Below are 13428 nucleotides of genomic sequence, written 5' to 3'. Positions count from 1 at the left end.
GAGGCATGACCGAACTTCGCGCCCTGCTCGGCATCGAGCACCCTCTCATCCTCGGCCCGTTCGGCGGGCTGTCCTCGACGAGGCTCACCGCCGCGGTGAGCGATGCGGGCGGACTCGGCTCGTTCGGTCTGTACGGCTACGACGGCGACCGCATCCGTGCCACCGAGGCCGAGCTGCGTGCCCTGACCGGTCGGCCGTTCGCGGTGAACATCTGGCTCCCTCGCGGCGATGAGGTCGAGCCCAACCCGCAGCACACGATCTTCGCGCAGGCGCTCCAGCCGTTCTACGAGGCGGTCGGCGTCGAGTTGCCTGCCCGCCCCGAACGATACGTCCCTTCGCTCGACGAGCAGCTCGACGCGATCTGGGAGATCGAGCCCGCGGTGCTCAGCGTGGTGTTCGGGGTGCCGTCTGCCGCCGTCGTCGCGGAGGCGCATGGCCGCGGCATCCGGATCCTCGGCACCGCGACGACCGTGGCGGAGGCGGTCGCGCTCGCCGAAGCGGGAGTGGATGCGGTCGTGGCGACCGGAGCGGAGGCGGCGGGGCATCGCGTGTCGTTCCTGCGTCCGGCCGAGGAGTCGCTCGTCGGCACGTTCGCCCTGATCCCGCAGGTGGTCGACGCGGTCGACGTGCCCGTGATCGCCGCCGGGGGATCGCCGACCGGCGCGGAGTCGCTGCGGCATTCGCGCTCGGCGCGGCCGGAGTTCAGGTCGGGACGGCATTCCTCGCGACCGCCGAGTCGGCTGCGACCGCGGCGCATCGCGATGCGATCCGCTCGACAGCGGCCGACGAGACCGTGCTCACCCGGGCGATGAGCGGGCGCCTGGCTCGCGGCACGCGCAACCGTGCGGTGCGGGCGATCGAGGCGAGCGGCACGATCGCCCCCTTCCCGATGCAGAACTGGCTCACCGGTCGCTTCCGCACACGCGGCGGGGGAGCAGAACCTCGGTGAGCTGCAATCCCTGTGGATGGGCCAGGCCGCCCCGCTCGCCCGATACGACACCGCATCCGAGATGTTCGCGGAACTCGTGGCGGGGGTGCCGGAAGGCCGGGCCCGCTGATCCGCATCCTCGACCGAACTCGACGAGGGTATCGAGGAGAACCGGAACCGCGGGGGACTCCGTCTAGAGGATGACCGTGGACTTGCCGTGCACGATCACCCGGTCCTCCGCATGCCACTGCACCGCGCGGGCGAGCACCAGACGCTCGACGTCGGCGCCGCGGCTCTGCAGCTCCGCCGCCGACTCCGAGTGGGTCACGCGGGTGACGTCCTGCTCGATGATCGGGCCCTCGTCGAGGTCGGCCGTCGCGTAGTGCGCGGTCGCGCCGATCAGCTTGACGCCGCGATCCTTGGCTCGCGCATACGGGTTCGCGCCGATGAACGCGGGCAGGAACGAGTGGTGGATGTTGATCACCGGTGCCTCGAGGCGGGTGATGAAGTCGTCGGTGAGGATCTGCATGTAGCGCGCGAGCACCACCAGGTCGACGTTGCCGCGCAGCAGTTCGAGCTGACGCTCCTCCATGGCCGCCTTGTCGCCGGACGGGATGTGCACGAACGGCACACCGAACGAGCGGACCGACTCGGCGAGATCGGGGTGGTTCGAGACGACCATCGTGATGTCGATGTCGAGCTGGCCGCGCTGTGTGCGCCACAGCAGCTCCATCAGGCAGTGGTCGTACTTCGACACGAAGATCGCGACGCGCTTGCGCCGGGCGACGTCGTGCAGCGACCACTCCATGCCGAAACGCTCCGCGACGACCGCGATGTCGGCCTCGAGGGCGGGACGTGCGGCGGCGAGGCCGTCGAGGTGGATCACGGTGCGCTGGAAGAACCGTCCACCCTCCGAGTCGGTCGAGTGCTGGTCGAGCGAGATGATGTTCGCCCCGTGCTGGGCGAGCACACCGGCCACGGCGGCGACGATGCCGGGCTGATCGTCGCAGGCGATGAGCAGGCGGGCGGTGTCGGGCTGAGACATGGGGGCTCCTCGAGGGTGTGCATCGATTCTGCCGTGGATGCACACCGGGGGCGAATCGCGGGAGCCCACTCGCTACTCTGAGTCTCGTGGAAGCGAGCGACCTCGGCCTGGTGCTGATCCCCCTGCTGGCTGTCGCCGCGCCCCTGCTCGCCCGGGGTGTCCGGCCGGTCGTCCGCGTACCGATCGTGGTGTTCGAGCTCGTGCTCGGCATCCTCGTCGGTCCTGCCGTGCTCGGATGGGTCGAGCCGGGGCCGCTGCTCGAGAAGCTCAGCGACTTCGGGCTCGCGCTGCTGTTCTTCGTCGCCGGCACCGAGATCGACTTCCGTCAGGTGACGGGGAAGCCCCTCGCTCGGGCCTCGCTCGGGTGGCTCCTCAGCGTGCTGCTCGGCATCGGGCTCGGGTTCTTCTTCGCGCCGGGCGAGGGGATGGTCGTCGTCGGCATCGCCCTCAGCTCCACGGCGCTGGGCACGCTGATGCCGATACTGCGCGATGCGCGGGAGCTCGACACGCCGTTCGGCCGCGCGATCAGCACGGTCGGGGCGGTCGGGGAGTTCCTGCCGCTGATAGCGATCTCGATCTTCCTGAGCACCCGGACCACCCCCATCGCCACCGCCGTGCTGCTCGCCTTCGTGGTGCTGGCGGGTCTCGCCGTCCTGCTCGCGCACCGTGTTCCGCACGGGCGGCTGCATCGCATCGTCCGAGCCACGTTGCACACGTCCGATCAGTTCGGGGTGCGTTTCGTCATCCTTCTGATCGCGGCTCTGGTCGGCCTCAGCGTGATGCTCGATCTCGACATGCTGCTCGGCGCGTTCGTGGCGGGCGCGGTGTGGCGGATCATCATGGCGCGTGCGCCGAAGGAGTCGGCGGAGCAGGTCGAGAGCAAGATCGAGGCGATCGCCTTCGGCTTCCTGGTGCCGATCTTCTTCCTCTACACGGGCGTGACCTTCGATCTGCAGGCGCTGCTCACCTCGCCGGCCGCACTCGCCCTCGTGCCGATCTTCCTGATCGCGCTGCTCGTCATCCGCGGTGCGGCGGCGCAGCTGTCGGCTCCGCAGGGCATGAGCGTCCGCGACCGTGCGGCGCTCGGACTGCTCGCGGCGACGGGCCTGCCGATCATCGTCGCGGTCACGGCGATCGGCGTCGACCAGGACATGCTCGATACCGGAACGGCGGCCGCACTCGTGGGTGCCGGCATGCTCTCCGTGCTGCTGTACCCGTTGATCGGGATGACCCTGCACGGCGATCGCGCCGAGGTCGTGGGTCCTCCGCGCGCGGGTGAGTCCGTGCAGGGGGAGCTGTGACGACGGCGTCGGCTCAGCTGACCGCGGCCGTGGGGAACCTCGCGGGCGCGCCGACGGAAGGCCTGGGCGAGCAGCGCGAATCGCGCTGGCGGGGGCGACGCATCGTGCGCGTCGGAGAGGCCTGGCACCTGGGCGTGCTGCTGCTGACCGAGACCCACGCGTTGGCGACCGCCGAGGTGCTGCGGGCCGCAGACCCGGGACGCCGCGGCTACACGGCCGAATCGGCGAGGGAGCGTGCCGAGCGCCGGGCGGAGGCTCTGCGCGGCGGGTTCGACGAGGGTGAGGTCGTGCACGTGGGGTGGAGCGTGATCGACGTCGATGCCGTGGATGCCGGGGCTCGTCCGGCCCGCTGGCACTGGTCGACGGGGTGCCGTCGGTGCGCTGGAGCGCCGCCGGGGGCTACATGCCGCTGGAGGCGTACCTGCGCGAGCGCGTCGCCCTGCTGCGCGGCTCGGCCGACAGCTGACTCAGGCGAAGGTCTGCGCGAATCGCCGCAGGAGCGCCGCGCCCTCGGTCACGGAAGCCGCGAGCACCTGCTGCTGCACCGCGTCGAACTCCTCCGGGTCGAAGTAGCCGGTGGTGCGGTAGAACGTCATCCGGTCGGCGAAGTCGCGGGGAGTGGGCTCCGGGTGGAACTGGGCCGCGTAGAGGTGCGTGCCCACACGGTAGGCCTGCACAGGGCACACCTCGTTGGTGGCGAGCAGCACGGCACCGGGCGGGGTGCTCTCCGCGCTCTCCTTGTGTGCCGTGAAGACCGTGAGCGCCGGGCCGCTGGGGCCGAAGACGGGGTCGGCGGCGCCGGCTTCGGTCACGTCGATCACGGTGGCGCTCGCGGGCTCCGGGGTGTCGGTGACCACCTCGCCACCGAGCATGCGGGTCACGACGCCGATGCTGAAGCAGGTGAAGAACACGGCGACCTCGGCGTCGATGGCCGCGTCGGCCAGGGTGCGCAGGTCGGCCTCGACACGCAACTGCTCGGCGGACTTCTGCGTGTCGGAGACGTTGTACGGAGACCCGCCGACCACGACCCCGTCGTACCCGCGTACCCGCGCGATTTCGAGCGGCGTCTGCAGCAGGTCGAGCCGGTCGACCACGTCGACGCCGAGTGCCCGCCGGAACGATGCGTGCTCGGCATCCGCCGCCCCGAGCTCGGGGCGCACGCAGACGTAGAGGAGCGAGGCCATCAGGAGATTCTAACGAGCGCGACGAACGTCGCCGGTCACCGGGAGGAGTTCGCGGTGCGACCGCGGACGATGCCGACGAACGTCTCGACGTCGGGCGTGGTGCGCTCGCGCGGCCAGACGAGAGCGACCGTCGAGGTCGGTCCGTCGGCGAGGACACGGTGATCGGCATCCTTGCGGTGATGCATCCGGGCGAGCGACATCGGCACGATCATGATGCCGACACCGGATGCCGCGACCGCGATCGCCTGGTCGGTCGGCAGCGCGGCGAAGCGCGCCGGTGTCGTCCCTGGCAGGTCGGGAGCCCCGAGCACGTCGTCGGTGAGGCCGATCACGACCTCGCCCGCCAGGTCGGCGGCCGTGAGCTCCTCCGCGGCCATCAGGTGCGAGTCGGCTGCGGCGACGACCACCGGGAGTTCGTCGTACAGGGGATGATGTGCAGCGACTCGTCCGTCAGGGGCAGCCGCACCAGAGCGGCATCGACCTCGTCGAGGGCAGCGCGCTGCGTGGCGGCCTCGATCGGGACGAGTTCGAGCGGCACATGGGGCATCCGCTGCTTCCACGCGTCGATCCACTTGCCCGGAGTCGCACCGGGCACCGCGCCGAGTCGGAAGGTGCGCGGTGCCTCGGGTTCCGGGTGTGGGGCGTCGAAGACGACCTTGGCGGTCTTCTTCTTGGGCTTCTGCGGGGGAAACGCTCGGCCGGGGCGGCCTTGTTCCGGCGTACCGGTGTGCCGCGCCCGGCGCCCTTCGCGGGTCGTCTTCCCTGATTCGCCATGGGGTCAAGGCTACTCGGCGAGCGGACTCGGCACTTCTCGTCGCTCATCGGACGCCGCCGCCGACAGCGTGCGCTGCGCACGGCGGATCAGCCCTGCGGCGCCGCCGACGAGCAGCAGCACGCCGGCGGTGAGGAGGAGGAGCGTGGTGATCATGGGGGTGTCATGCCCATCAGGGCGTCCGCGATCGTCTCACGGCGGGTCGCGTCGGCGAGCTGGCCCAGCGCGACGGCGGCGATGGTCGCGAACAGCAGTCCCCAGATGATGGCCGCCCAGCGGGTGCGTGGTGGCGTGGTCGCATCGGTGGTCGTGGTGCTCATCGCTGGTCTTCCTTCTCGGGCTCGACGACGGTCACGGCGATCTCGCCGCTGGTCTGATGGATGGTCACGCGCTGCACCGTCGTCACGGGGGCGCCATCCGCGGTGATCTTCTCGGAGATCACCGACCCTCCGTCCTGCGCCCTGGCGGGCCAGGTGCCGTGACCGAGGATCTCCTCGTTCGTGGCGTCGACCCGCGTCCAGCGCGCCGTCGCGGTGTCGACGGTGGCTCGCAGGTCGAGCTCGACTCCGGGCTGCACGAAGATGTAGACCGTGCCGGTTCCCTTGTCGAAGACGATCGGCTCTGCGGCTTCGCCGGAGGGGCTCAGCGTCAGGAACACATCGCCGAAGGGCTGACGGATGTGCGCCGGCCCGTCGTTGCCCATCACCACGCTGTTCGCCAGCGTGAGTCCGGGGAAGGCGGCGAACCCGCCGGCGATGAGCCCGCCGACCAGGGTGACGACGGTGGTGAAGGCCAGGAAGCCGCTGCGGCGACGGAAGGCACCGGCGACCACCATCCCGAGGGCCAGGATGAGGGCCGCGGCGAGGAGGCCGAGCGCGCCGCCGACCGTGTCTGCGCCCGCGCCGAGTCCGACTGCGGCACCCGTGATGATGGCGAGGCCGATCATCGTCGCGGTGAAGGCGAACCCGGCCCGCGGGTTCGACGCTCGACGGATACGGCGGCGTTCCGTGGCCTCTGCGGCGAACACCGCTGCTTCGGCCTGACGCTCGCGGCGCAGTTGGTCGCGGGCGGCGCGCTCGACGTCCTGCTGCTGGCGTCGCCACGCCTGGTCCTGTTCCCTCCAGGCAGCGTGCTGGGCACGCCAGGCATCGAGCGCGGCCGGGTCGTGCGAGCCGGGAGGCAGGGGAGCCGGAGGCGCGGGTGGAGTGGCGGCGGTGAAGGGGGCCGGGGGCACATCGGGGATCGTGTCATCTCTCGATACGCTCGGGCTCCCGGCGTCATCGGCGTCGGCGTCGGTGCCGCCCGCAGAAGGCTCCGCGACGGGTTCACCGGCCACCGTGTACGCGCCATACGGAAGTGTGGCGTCCGCCCTCTCGGCGACACCCGAATCGCCGAGGGGGACGGACGCGGCCGGGGCCGCCTGATCTGCGGAAGCCATCGGCAGATCAGGCGCGGAAGCACCCGGGGTGCGGCTCGCAGCACGCACGATCAGGAACAGCAGGACGGCGACGAGCACGAGCCCGACGATCCAGCTGAGGAAGGACAGGGCGGACCAGCCGTCGTAGCCGAGACCGAAGAGGCGGCCGGCGAGCGGCGCGGTCGGGAACAGCCCGATGACCGCCATCGCGAGGATTCCCCACTGCACCGGCTGGTAGTCGCGACGCAGCAGGTCGCGGACGTGCACGCGGCCGTCGACGTCGGGCAGCAGCGCCCAGGCTGCGGCGTACAGGAAGATGACCGGAAGGCCGAACAGCGCCGCGACCACGAGGACCCCGCGCACGATCAGCGGGTCGATCCGCAGTCGTGCGGCGATGCCTGCCGCCACACCCCCAGCCAGCCCTCGGTCCGTGCGACGCCGAGACCGGCCACCCAGAGGAGGAATCGCTCGGCGCCACGGGGGATGCCGGTGCCCGCTGTGCCGGTGGCCGGAGCGGCGTGGTCGGCAGGGGGTGGTGGCGCGGTCGGAATCGTCATGCTTCGATCCTGGCGGCAGCGTGTGCTCGCTGCCATGGGGGAACCCCTGAGCGACCCCTGATTCTGCGCCAGGGAGGACCCGGGCAGGGCAGGCGGATGATTGGATGGCGTCATGTCCTCTTCGGCGCACGCTTCTGCGCGACCTCCGCGCGTGGCGGCGCCGCCACGCCCGCCGCTGACCCGCGATCGCGACTGCCTGGTGGCCGGCGTGAGTGCTGGTCTCGCGCGTCACCTCGGCGTGCGCGTGGGCTTGGTGCGGGCGCTGTTCATCGCGCTCACCCTCTGCGGTGGCGCCGGCATCCTGCTCTATACCTGGTGCTGGGTCTTCACGCCGTGGGCCGAGGGCGAGAGCGCCCCGACGAGGCGGATACCGGTGGCCTGGCTGCTGCTCGCCCCTGCCGCCGTAGGGATGCTCGTCGTGCTGGCCTGGCGTGGGGGCAGCGACTGGCTGAGCGGGTCGATCCCGCCGACCCTGGCCGCTGTCGTGGTGGGCGGCACTGCCGCGCTCGCGACCGGTGCCGGGCTGTGGGCCACCCTCGTCGACCGCACCGATACGGCCCGTGGGCCGCGGCACACGTTGACCGTGCGGGTCGTCTCGATCCTGCTGCTCGCGCTGCTGTTCACGGTGTTGCTCTCCTGGCCGGTCGCTCGGTCAGGCGTTGCGCTGGTGCTCCTCCCTCTCGCGGGGCTCGCGGCCGTGGCCTCGTCGGCGATGCCCCGCTGGCGCGAGCTCTCCGGTGAGCGGGTCCGCCGCATCAGGGAGGAGCAGCGCAGTCAGATGGCCGCGCACCTGCACGATTCGGTGCTGCAGACCCTCGCCCTGATCCAGAACAGGGCCGGGGCCTCCAGCGAGGCCGCTCGGCTCGCACGGGCGCAGGAGCGCGAGCTGCGGGCCTGGTTGTACGACGGCGACGCCCCGGCCGACAGCGACCTGCCGACGGATCTGCGCGACTATGCGGGGGCGCTCGAACTCGACTACCCCGTGCGCATCGACGTCGTCTCGGCCGGCCTCTCGGCCGAACGCGCGAGCGGCGAGTTGGCGGCAGCGGCACGAGAGGCGATCCTGAACGCCGCGCGGCACGCGGGAGGCGAGATCTCGGTCTACATCGAGGGCAGCGCGACGAGCGTCGACGTGTTCATCCGTGACCGTGGTGCCGGGTTCTCGCTCGATGACGTGCCGAGCGATCGACTCGGGGTGCGGGAGTCGATCATCGGCCGGATGCGTCGCGCCGGTGGATCGGGAGCCGTGCGCAGCGACGAGCACGGCACCGAGGTGCATCTGAGCATCACCTCGGGCACCCACGGCGAGAGATCGGCCCCTCGCCCCGCATCCACTCGGGAGGAGAACCGTGGCTGACAGCATCCGCGTCGTGATCGTCGACGACCACTCCATCTTCCGCTCCGGTCTGCGTGCCGATCTCGATGCGAGCGTCGACGTCGTAGGTGAGGCGGCGGACGTGCCGTCCGCCATCGCCGTGATCGGCGCCACCCAGCCCGATGTGGTGCTGCTCGACGTGCACCTGCCGGGCGGTCCCGGCGAGGACGCGACCGGGGAGAGGCCGTGATCCGCGGTTCGGGGTCGACCGCGGCACGGTTCCTGGCGCTGAGCGTGTCGGATGCCGCGGCCGATGTCGTGCGGGTGATCCGCGCGGGGGCGAGGGGATACATCACCAAGGGATCGTCGGGCATCGAGGTCAGCAAGGCGGTGCATGCCGTGTCCGACGGCGATGCGGTGTTCTCGCCGCGACTCGCCGGGTTCGTGCTCGACGCGTTCGGGGCGGTGGCGGGCGAGACCGCGACTGCGACCGATGAACTCGACCGTCTCTCGGCGCGCGAGCAGGAGGTCATGCGGCTGATCGCCCGCGGCTACGCCTACAAAGAGGTCGCCTCCGAGCTGTTCATCTCGATCAAGACGGTCGAGACCCACGTGTCATCCGTGCTGCGCAAGCTGCAGCTCTCGTCGCGGCACGAACTCACCGCCTGGGCGTCGGAGCGGCGACTGCTGTAGTCACCGCGTGGCGGTTTGGTCAGGCTGCGAGGCGCGGTGAGCGGAGTGCGATCACGCCGAACGCGGCGCGGTCAGGCTGCGAGCCAGAGGCCCTTCTGGTCCGTCGCGATCGTGAGACCTGCGGCGACGGTCTCGTCGTCGCCGATCCTGGCGCCGCGGACGATGCGTGCTCCGGCGCCGACGTCGGTGCGAACGCCCACGTACGCGTGGTCGCCGATCGCGGCTCCCTGACCGATGTGCGCGTGGGCGTCGACGAACGCACCCTCGCCGATCACGGCGTCTTCGTCGATCCAGGCCCCGCGGGCGATGGTCGCCCCGGCCCCGACGCGCGCACCCGGTTCGATGTAGGCACCCGCCTCGATGTGCGCCTTCGGATGCACCTTCGCGCCATGCGCGACGAGACCTCGGCCGTTCGCGTGCTTGCGGTACCGCAGCGTCGCGCCCTGGTCGTTCTCGATGTCGACGTAGTTCTTGCCCACGATTCCTCCCGTGCTCCGGAGTTCTCCGGATATATCAACAACCACGGCTGGGGCGGATTCATTCCCTCGGATGGATGTAGGGAATGCGGTGGGAGGCTCTGTCCCCCAAAGAGGGGACAGACAGTAACAGGTAACATTTTATACGGTTGGAGTCCTGCGAAAAATAGGAGGTTCGCATCATGAAGATCTACTCACATGCAATCGCTGGAGTCGCTGTATCGCTTTTGGTCGGCGTGATTGCTGCGCCTATGGCGCAGGCGACGGAGATGCCGACCAGCGCCGAGGTCTCCCTTGAACAAGCCGCGCTGGCTCCGGGGGCATACGAGTTCGAGATCGAATCGACAACCGGTGCCAGTGTGACCATGTCATATCGACTCGGCAGCGACTTGACACTGCAGCAGCACGGAGACATTGTTGCGATCCACTCGAACACCACAGGGGAGAGCAGCGCATTCCCGACCACGTTGACCACGAGCTCCGGCAAAACGGTCGATGGGGCCTGGGCCATGGAAGAAGGGGGCACACTCACCTTCACCTTTACTCCAGCGGGGGCGGCGACGGACGGATCAGTCATCACACCTCGCGCGGGTAACTATTGGGACTGCGTGAGAAAGACCGCGATTGGCACGATGGCTGGCGGAGTGATCGCGGGATGCGTGGTCGGAATCGAAACGGGGTGTGTGCCTGGCGCAACACTTGCTGGCGTTGGTGGATTCCTCGGAGGGACCGTCGGTGGACTCATCCAATGCTGAACAGCAGCCGCCGGAGGGATCTGCTCAGAACAGCGGTGTTCCGCCGAGGATGAGCACCAACTCCCCACCCGCCATCTTCATCGCCGGCCTTGTGAGCATGCCCGTCGCCCTCATGCTGTGCCTGCAATATGTACCCGTACCCCTCGCATGGCCCGCCGCGATCACAGGCGTCATCATGCTCGGCTTCGCCACCCGCTGGCTCACTGCACGTCAAGTACGAGAAGAAGCAGATCGAGCGAAGCGCGCGAAGTCGATCCCCCCGGACTAGACAACTCCTGCGACGATCATGGCGTTCCGGTGAAACCCGATCGGGCTGTTAGCGTGGTGCAGCTGCGTGCCCTAGTTCGCTGAGGTCGCCGCGGAACCGATCACCTTCGCGAGATCCTCAGGACGGTTCCACATCGGCCAGCGCCCGGTCGGGAGGTCGATGACCTCGAGATCGCCGAGGGCATCGACCTCGGCGAACATGGGGTGCCCGGCTCGTGCGAGTTCCAGCAGCTGCACGCTGGGGATGGAGCAGCAGACCAGGGTGGTGGGGACTCGGCGGCGCACCTCGTTCGTGAGCTCGACGGGCTGCGGAGCACGGCCTCCGGATGCCGGTCGAGCACGATGCTGAGCGGAGCGTTGGCCCCGCTGTGGCCCACGAGCACCACGGGCCGCTCCGCCGAGACCGGGGAGCGTGAGGGCGATCGCGAGAGCGCCGAGGGACACCAGGCGCTCCCTTACCTCGTCCCAGGCCCACGCACCGAGCCAGTGGCCCGCGATCAGGATGATGGTCGAGTTCCGACTTTCTGTCGTCATGCCTCGATGCTCGCAGCCGCTCCGGACAGCTGTATCGCACTACTCCTGTCATGAATTCCACGAGGCCCCGACGGTGAAGTGATCCGACCGGCTCCATGCCCTCACGGAGATGCTGCGCCGCAACGGCACGCGCGGATACGAGGCGGAGCGCCTCGCCACCGAGTTCGAGGTATCGGTGCGGACGGTGAAGCGAGACCTCGCCGCGCCCAGGACCCGGTGGTGGGTACGGATTGGCGTCGAGTGCATCCCTGCCGCCGGTCACCCTGTCGCCGGCGCAGGATCCGCTGCACCTCCCTCGCCGGTGCCACGGCCGCACGTGAGGTCGAGCCCGTGATGTTCGCCCCCACGAACGGCCAGTGGTACCTGGCCGGCTGGTGCCTTCTGCGCGACGCGATGCTCTGGTTCGTCGTTCCCCGCATCGAGCAGGCCCGCATGACGACCCGCGCCTGCAGCGGTCACACCGTTCAGGAGGTCGGGACCCCGCCGGCGGACGCCCCGCCGGTGCACGGGCGCCGCTGCGAGTGACCGATGCGGTCGAGGTGTCAGCGGCGCGGTGTCAGCGCTGGCAGACCGGGCACCAGAACGTGATGCGTTCGCGAGTCGGATCCGCGCCCTGCTCGCCACGGCGGATGAGGGTTCCGCAGCGGCGGCATGGGCGCCCGGCGCGGCCGTAGACCCAAGTGCCCTGACCAGGGCGATCGATGCCGGTGAAGGTCCGGTGGCGACGGTCGCGGTTGGCGCGGATGGTGCGCACTCCGAGCTCGAGGAGGGCGGGCACGTCGACCTCGGGTGTCGGCCGCGTCGGCAGGATCCCGCGCAGGAACAGGAGCTCTGCGGCGTATTCGTTGCCGAACCCCGCGACGTTGCGCTGATCGAGGAGAGCGACGTGGATGCTCCGCGTGTCGGCGCCGAGTCGTCGGATGGCCTCCGCGGCATCCCAATCGTCGGCCAGGGGATCCGGCCCCAGGTAGCCGACGAGCTGATCCTCGTCTCGGGTGGGGACGACCTCGATCTCGGCGATGTCGACGCCCACGGCCTCGTGCTCGTCCGTTCCGACGATCGCCCGGACCTTGAACGACGGGTGCCGCCACTTCTCACCCGGTCGATACACGAACCAGGCACCGTCCATGCGCAGATGGGAATGAAGCGTGCTGTCGCCGATGCGGGCGAGGAGATGCTTCCCGCGGGGCACGACGGCGTGCACGCGTTGACCCGTGAGGTCGAGCGTCGCGAACCGTGGCACGCGCAGGTCGAAGCGCGTCACATCTGCGCCGGCCAACGCCTCGTCGAGACGCCGTGCGGTGCGGAAGACGGTATCGCCCTCGGGCATCAGGGCGTCCCGTCGGCGGCGGCGGCAGGCGGAGGCGGAGGCGACTCGAGGTGCGGCGACTCGGGGCGCGGCGACACGGGGTGCGGCGACGGGGCCGGTGCGACGATCACGGTGCGGGCGAGCATGTCGCGCGCGAGCATCGTGCTCCCGGCGACCGCGGCCGGCATGACGGCGACGGCTCCGCCGGGGATCAGGAAACAGAGCTGGGTCGCGACACCGAAGCCGAGCACGCGTGCGCGGCTGCCGGAGAACAGCGCGGCCCGGTCGGCCGGACTCAGGTCGCGGGCGTCGAAGGCGCGTCCCGTGAGCTCGCGTGCGAGCAGCCGCCCGGTCAGGACCACCCCGGCGACGGGTCCGAGGAAACCGCCGACGGCAGGGATGAGTCCGATCAGCAGGACGCCGATCGCGATCAGGATGCCGAGCAGCACCAGTCGCAGCCCCTCGCCGAGGGTCGTCCAGAAGCTGCCACCATCGGCAGGCGGGGCCTCGCCGAGATCGAGCTCGACCACGTGCCAGATGCGCTGGTAGAACGGGTCGCCGATCGTCAGGGTCAGGGCGCTGAAGACGACGCTGGCGAGCGCCAGGGCTGCGGCCACCACCACGAAACCGACCGCGGCGCGCAGCAGCCCCTTCCACGGCTCGAGCCATCCCTCCGCGAACGGCGTCAGCCACGATGAGACCGTCGGCAGACCGATCACCAGTGGGACGAGAGCGGCCGCGAGCACGACGAGGGCGATGATCGCGGGGATCAGCCCGAGCACCATGAGCCCCGGCCGGGTGCGCCACAATCCGAACCCGCGCAGCAGGGTGCGGATGCCGGCGGCGAACTCTCGGATCATGGCTTCCAGCGTAGG

At 70.3% G+C, this 13428-nt stretch carries 16 protein-coding genes and 4 pseudogenes; 8 read left to right on the top strand and 12 right to left on the bottom strand.

Annotated features, from left to right (window positions below; genetic code table 11):
* Positions 1-5: 5 nt before the first annotated feature.
* A pseudogene (locus K1X59_RS22950) lies at positions 6-1058 on the top strand (NAD(P)H-dependent flavin oxidoreductase).
* A gap of 63 nt (positions 1059-1121) precedes the next feature.
* Here K1X59_RS22950 and purU read toward each other — a convergent pair.
* Positions 1122-1973 (bottom strand): formyltetrahydrofolate deformylase, encoded by an 852-nt coding sequence (purU, locus tag K1X59_RS16390; RefSeq protein WP_047524587.1) that lies wholly within the window; start codon positions 1971-1973, stop codon positions 1122-1124.
* Positions 1974-2059: 86 nt separating this feature from the next.
* Here purU and K1X59_RS16385 point away from each other — a divergent pair, with 86 nt between their 5' ends.
* Positions 2060-3274, top strand: coding sequence for a cation:proton antiporter (locus K1X59_RS16385; RefSeq protein WP_183150826.1), 1215 nt, complete (start codon positions 2060-2062; stop codon positions 3272-3274).
* Positions 3275-3572: 298 nt separating this feature from the next.
* A complete protein-coding gene (locus tag K1X59_RS21795; protein WP_244632105.1) occupies positions 3573-3740 on the top strand; it encodes a hypothetical protein in 168 nt (55 codons plus the stop codon).
* Between the two features lies 1 nt (position 3741).
* Here the strand turns inward: K1X59_RS21795 and K1X59_RS16375 are convergent, their stop codons facing one another.
* From K1X59_RS16375 to K1X59_RS16355, 7 genes are all read right to left on the bottom strand, one after another.
* Positions 3742-4458, bottom strand: coding sequence for a glutamine amidotransferase-related protein (locus K1X59_RS16375; protein ID WP_220173591.1), 717 nt, complete (start codon positions 4456-4458; stop codon positions 3742-3744).
* Positions 4459-4493: 35 nt separating this feature from the next.
* Complete coding sequence (locus K1X59_RS21790) at positions 4494-4865, bottom strand: LysR substrate-binding domain-containing protein (RefSeq protein ID WP_258566892.1); 372 nt, start codon at positions 4863-4865, stop codon at positions 4494-4496.
* Positions 4835-5053 (bottom strand): substrate-binding domain-containing protein, encoded by a 219-nt coding sequence (locus K1X59_RS21785; protein WP_258566891.1) that lies wholly within the window; start codon positions 5051-5053, stop codon positions 4835-4837. The genes K1X59_RS21790 and K1X59_RS21785 overlap by 31 nt, the downstream gene beginning before the upstream one ends.
* 189 nt (positions 5054-5242) lie before the next feature.
* Positions 5243-5386, bottom strand: a complete 144-nt coding sequence (locus K1X59_RS21780; RefSeq protein WP_244632103.1) for a hypothetical protein — start codon at positions 5384-5386, stop codon at positions 5243-5245.
* Positions 5383-5550, bottom strand: coding sequence for a hypothetical protein (locus tag K1X59_RS21775; RefSeq protein WP_244632102.1), 168 nt, complete (start codon positions 5548-5550; stop codon positions 5383-5385). Before K1X59_RS21775 ends, K1X59_RS21780 begins: the two co-directional genes overlap by 4 nt.
* Entirely contained in the window at positions 5547-7055 is a 1509-nt protein-coding gene (locus tag K1X59_RS16360; protein WP_183150824.1) for a PspC domain-containing protein, read from the bottom strand. The genes K1X59_RS21775 and K1X59_RS16360 overlap by 4 nt, the downstream gene beginning before the upstream one ends.
* Entirely contained in the window at positions 7013-7204 is a 192-nt protein-coding gene (locus K1X59_RS16355; protein ID WP_220173590.1) for a hypothetical protein, read from the bottom strand. Before K1X59_RS16355 ends, K1X59_RS16360 begins: the two co-directional genes overlap by 43 nt.
* 112 nt (positions 7205-7316) lie before the next feature.
* On the opposite strand from K1X59_RS16355, the gene K1X59_RS16350 reads away from it, so the two are divergent.
* A complete protein-coding gene (locus tag K1X59_RS16350) occupies positions 7317-8561 on the top strand; it encodes an ATP-binding protein (protein ID WP_220173589.1) in 1245 nt (414 codons plus the stop codon).
* A pseudogene (locus K1X59_RS16345) lies at positions 8554-9212 on the top strand (LuxR C-terminal-related transcriptional regulator). The gene K1X59_RS16350 and the pseudogene K1X59_RS16345 overlap by 8 nt, the downstream one beginning before the upstream one ends.
* Before the next feature lie 71 nt (positions 9213-9283).
* On the opposite strand, the gene K1X59_RS16340 reads toward K1X59_RS16345, so the two are convergent.
* Positions 9284-9691, bottom strand: a complete 408-nt coding sequence (locus K1X59_RS16340; protein WP_183150821.1) for a DapH/DapD/GlmU-related protein — start codon at positions 9689-9691, stop codon at positions 9284-9286.
* Between the two features lie 179 nt (positions 9692-9870).
* On the opposite strand from K1X59_RS16340, the gene K1X59_RS16335 reads away from it, so the two are divergent.
* The gene (locus K1X59_RS16335; RefSeq protein WP_183150820.1) at positions 9871-10443 is read left to right on the top strand and encodes a hypothetical protein; all 573 of its coding nucleotides are present in this window, start codon (positions 9871-9873) and stop codon (positions 10441-10443) included.
* A 49-nt stretch (positions 10444-10492) separates the two neighbouring features.
* Positions 10493-10711: a hypothetical protein gene (locus K1X59_RS16330; RefSeq protein WP_220173588.1), complete on the top strand. Its 219-nt coding sequence runs from the start codon at positions 10493-10495 to the stop codon at positions 10709-10711.
* 71 nt (positions 10712-10782) lie between these two features.
* Here the strand turns inward: K1X59_RS16330 and K1X59_RS16325 are convergent.
* Positions 10783-11244 (bottom strand): annotated as a pseudogene (locus K1X59_RS16325) (hypothetical protein).
* Positions 11245-11353: 109 nt separating this feature from the next.
* On the opposite strand from K1X59_RS16325, the pseudogene K1X59_RS16320 reads away from it, so the two are divergent.
* Positions 11354-11769: pseudogene (locus tag K1X59_RS16320) on the top strand (helix-turn-helix transcriptional regulator).
* A gap of 31 nt (positions 11770-11800) precedes the next feature.
* Here K1X59_RS16320 and K1X59_RS16315 read toward each other — a convergent pair.
* Positions 11801-12574 carry an Fpg/Nei family DNA glycosylase gene (locus K1X59_RS16315; protein WP_183150819.1) on the bottom strand — a complete coding sequence of 258 codons (774 nt, stop codon included), beginning with the start codon at positions 12572-12574 and terminating at the stop codon, positions 11801-11803.
* Entirely contained in the window at positions 12574-13413 is an 840-nt protein-coding gene (locus K1X59_RS16310; protein WP_244632099.1) for an EI24 domain-containing protein, read from the bottom strand. Before K1X59_RS16310 ends, K1X59_RS16315 begins: the two co-directional genes overlap by 1 nt.
* Positions 13414-13428: the final 15 nt, after the last annotated feature.

Origin of the sequence: Microbacterium sp. Se5.02b (assembly GCF_019464375.1) — a bacterium.
Taxonomy (GTDB): Bacteria; Actinomycetota; Actinomycetes; order Actinomycetales; family Microbacteriaceae; genus Microbacterium.
Note: the sequence above shows the minus strand (reverse complement) of the source record. Positions and strands in the feature narration are given on the sequence as shown.

What these genes read in the sequence shown, in the direction of transcription:
- purU (WP_047524587.1), bottom strand. Translation starts at nt 1,973, where the DNA reads ATGTCTCAGCCCGACACCGCCCGCCTGCTCATCGCCTGCGACGATCAG.
- K1X59_RS16375 (WP_220173591.1), bottom strand. Translation starts at nt 4,458, where the DNA reads ATGGCCTCGCTCCTCTACGTCTGCGTGCGCCCCGAGCTCGGGGCGGCG.
- K1X59_RS21780 (WP_244632103.1), bottom strand. Translation starts at nt 5,386, where the DNA reads ATGATCACCACGCTCCTCCTCCTCACCGCCGGCGTGCTGCTGCTCGTC.
- K1X59_RS21775 (WP_244632102.1), bottom strand. Translation starts at nt 5,550, where the DNA reads ATGAGCACCACGACCACCGATGCGACCACGCCACCACGCACCCGCTGG.
- K1X59_RS16355 (WP_220173590.1), bottom strand. Translation starts at nt 7,204, where the DNA reads ATGACGATTCCGACCGCGCCACCACCCCCTGCCGACCACGCCGCTCCG.
- K1X59_RS16350 (WP_220173589.1), top strand. Translation starts at nt 7,317, where the DNA reads ATGTCCTCTTCGGCGCACGCTTCTGCGCGACCTCCGCGCGTGGCGGCG.
- K1X59_RS16335 (WP_183150820.1), top strand. Translation starts at nt 9,871, where the DNA reads ATGAAGATCTACTCACATGCAATCGCTGGAGTCGCTGTATCGCTTTTG.
- K1X59_RS16330 (WP_220173588.1), top strand. Translation starts at nt 10,493, where the DNA reads ATGAGCACCAACTCCCCACCCGCCATCTTCATCGCCGGCCTTGTGAGC.
- K1X59_RS16315 (WP_183150819.1), bottom strand. Translation starts at nt 12,574, where the DNA reads ATGCCCGAGGGCGATACCGTCTTCCGCACCGCACGGCGTCTCGACGAG.
- K1X59_RS16310 (WP_244632099.1), bottom strand. Translation starts at nt 13,413, where the DNA reads ATGATCCGAGAGTTCGCCGCCGGCATCCGCACCCTGCTGCGCGGGTTC.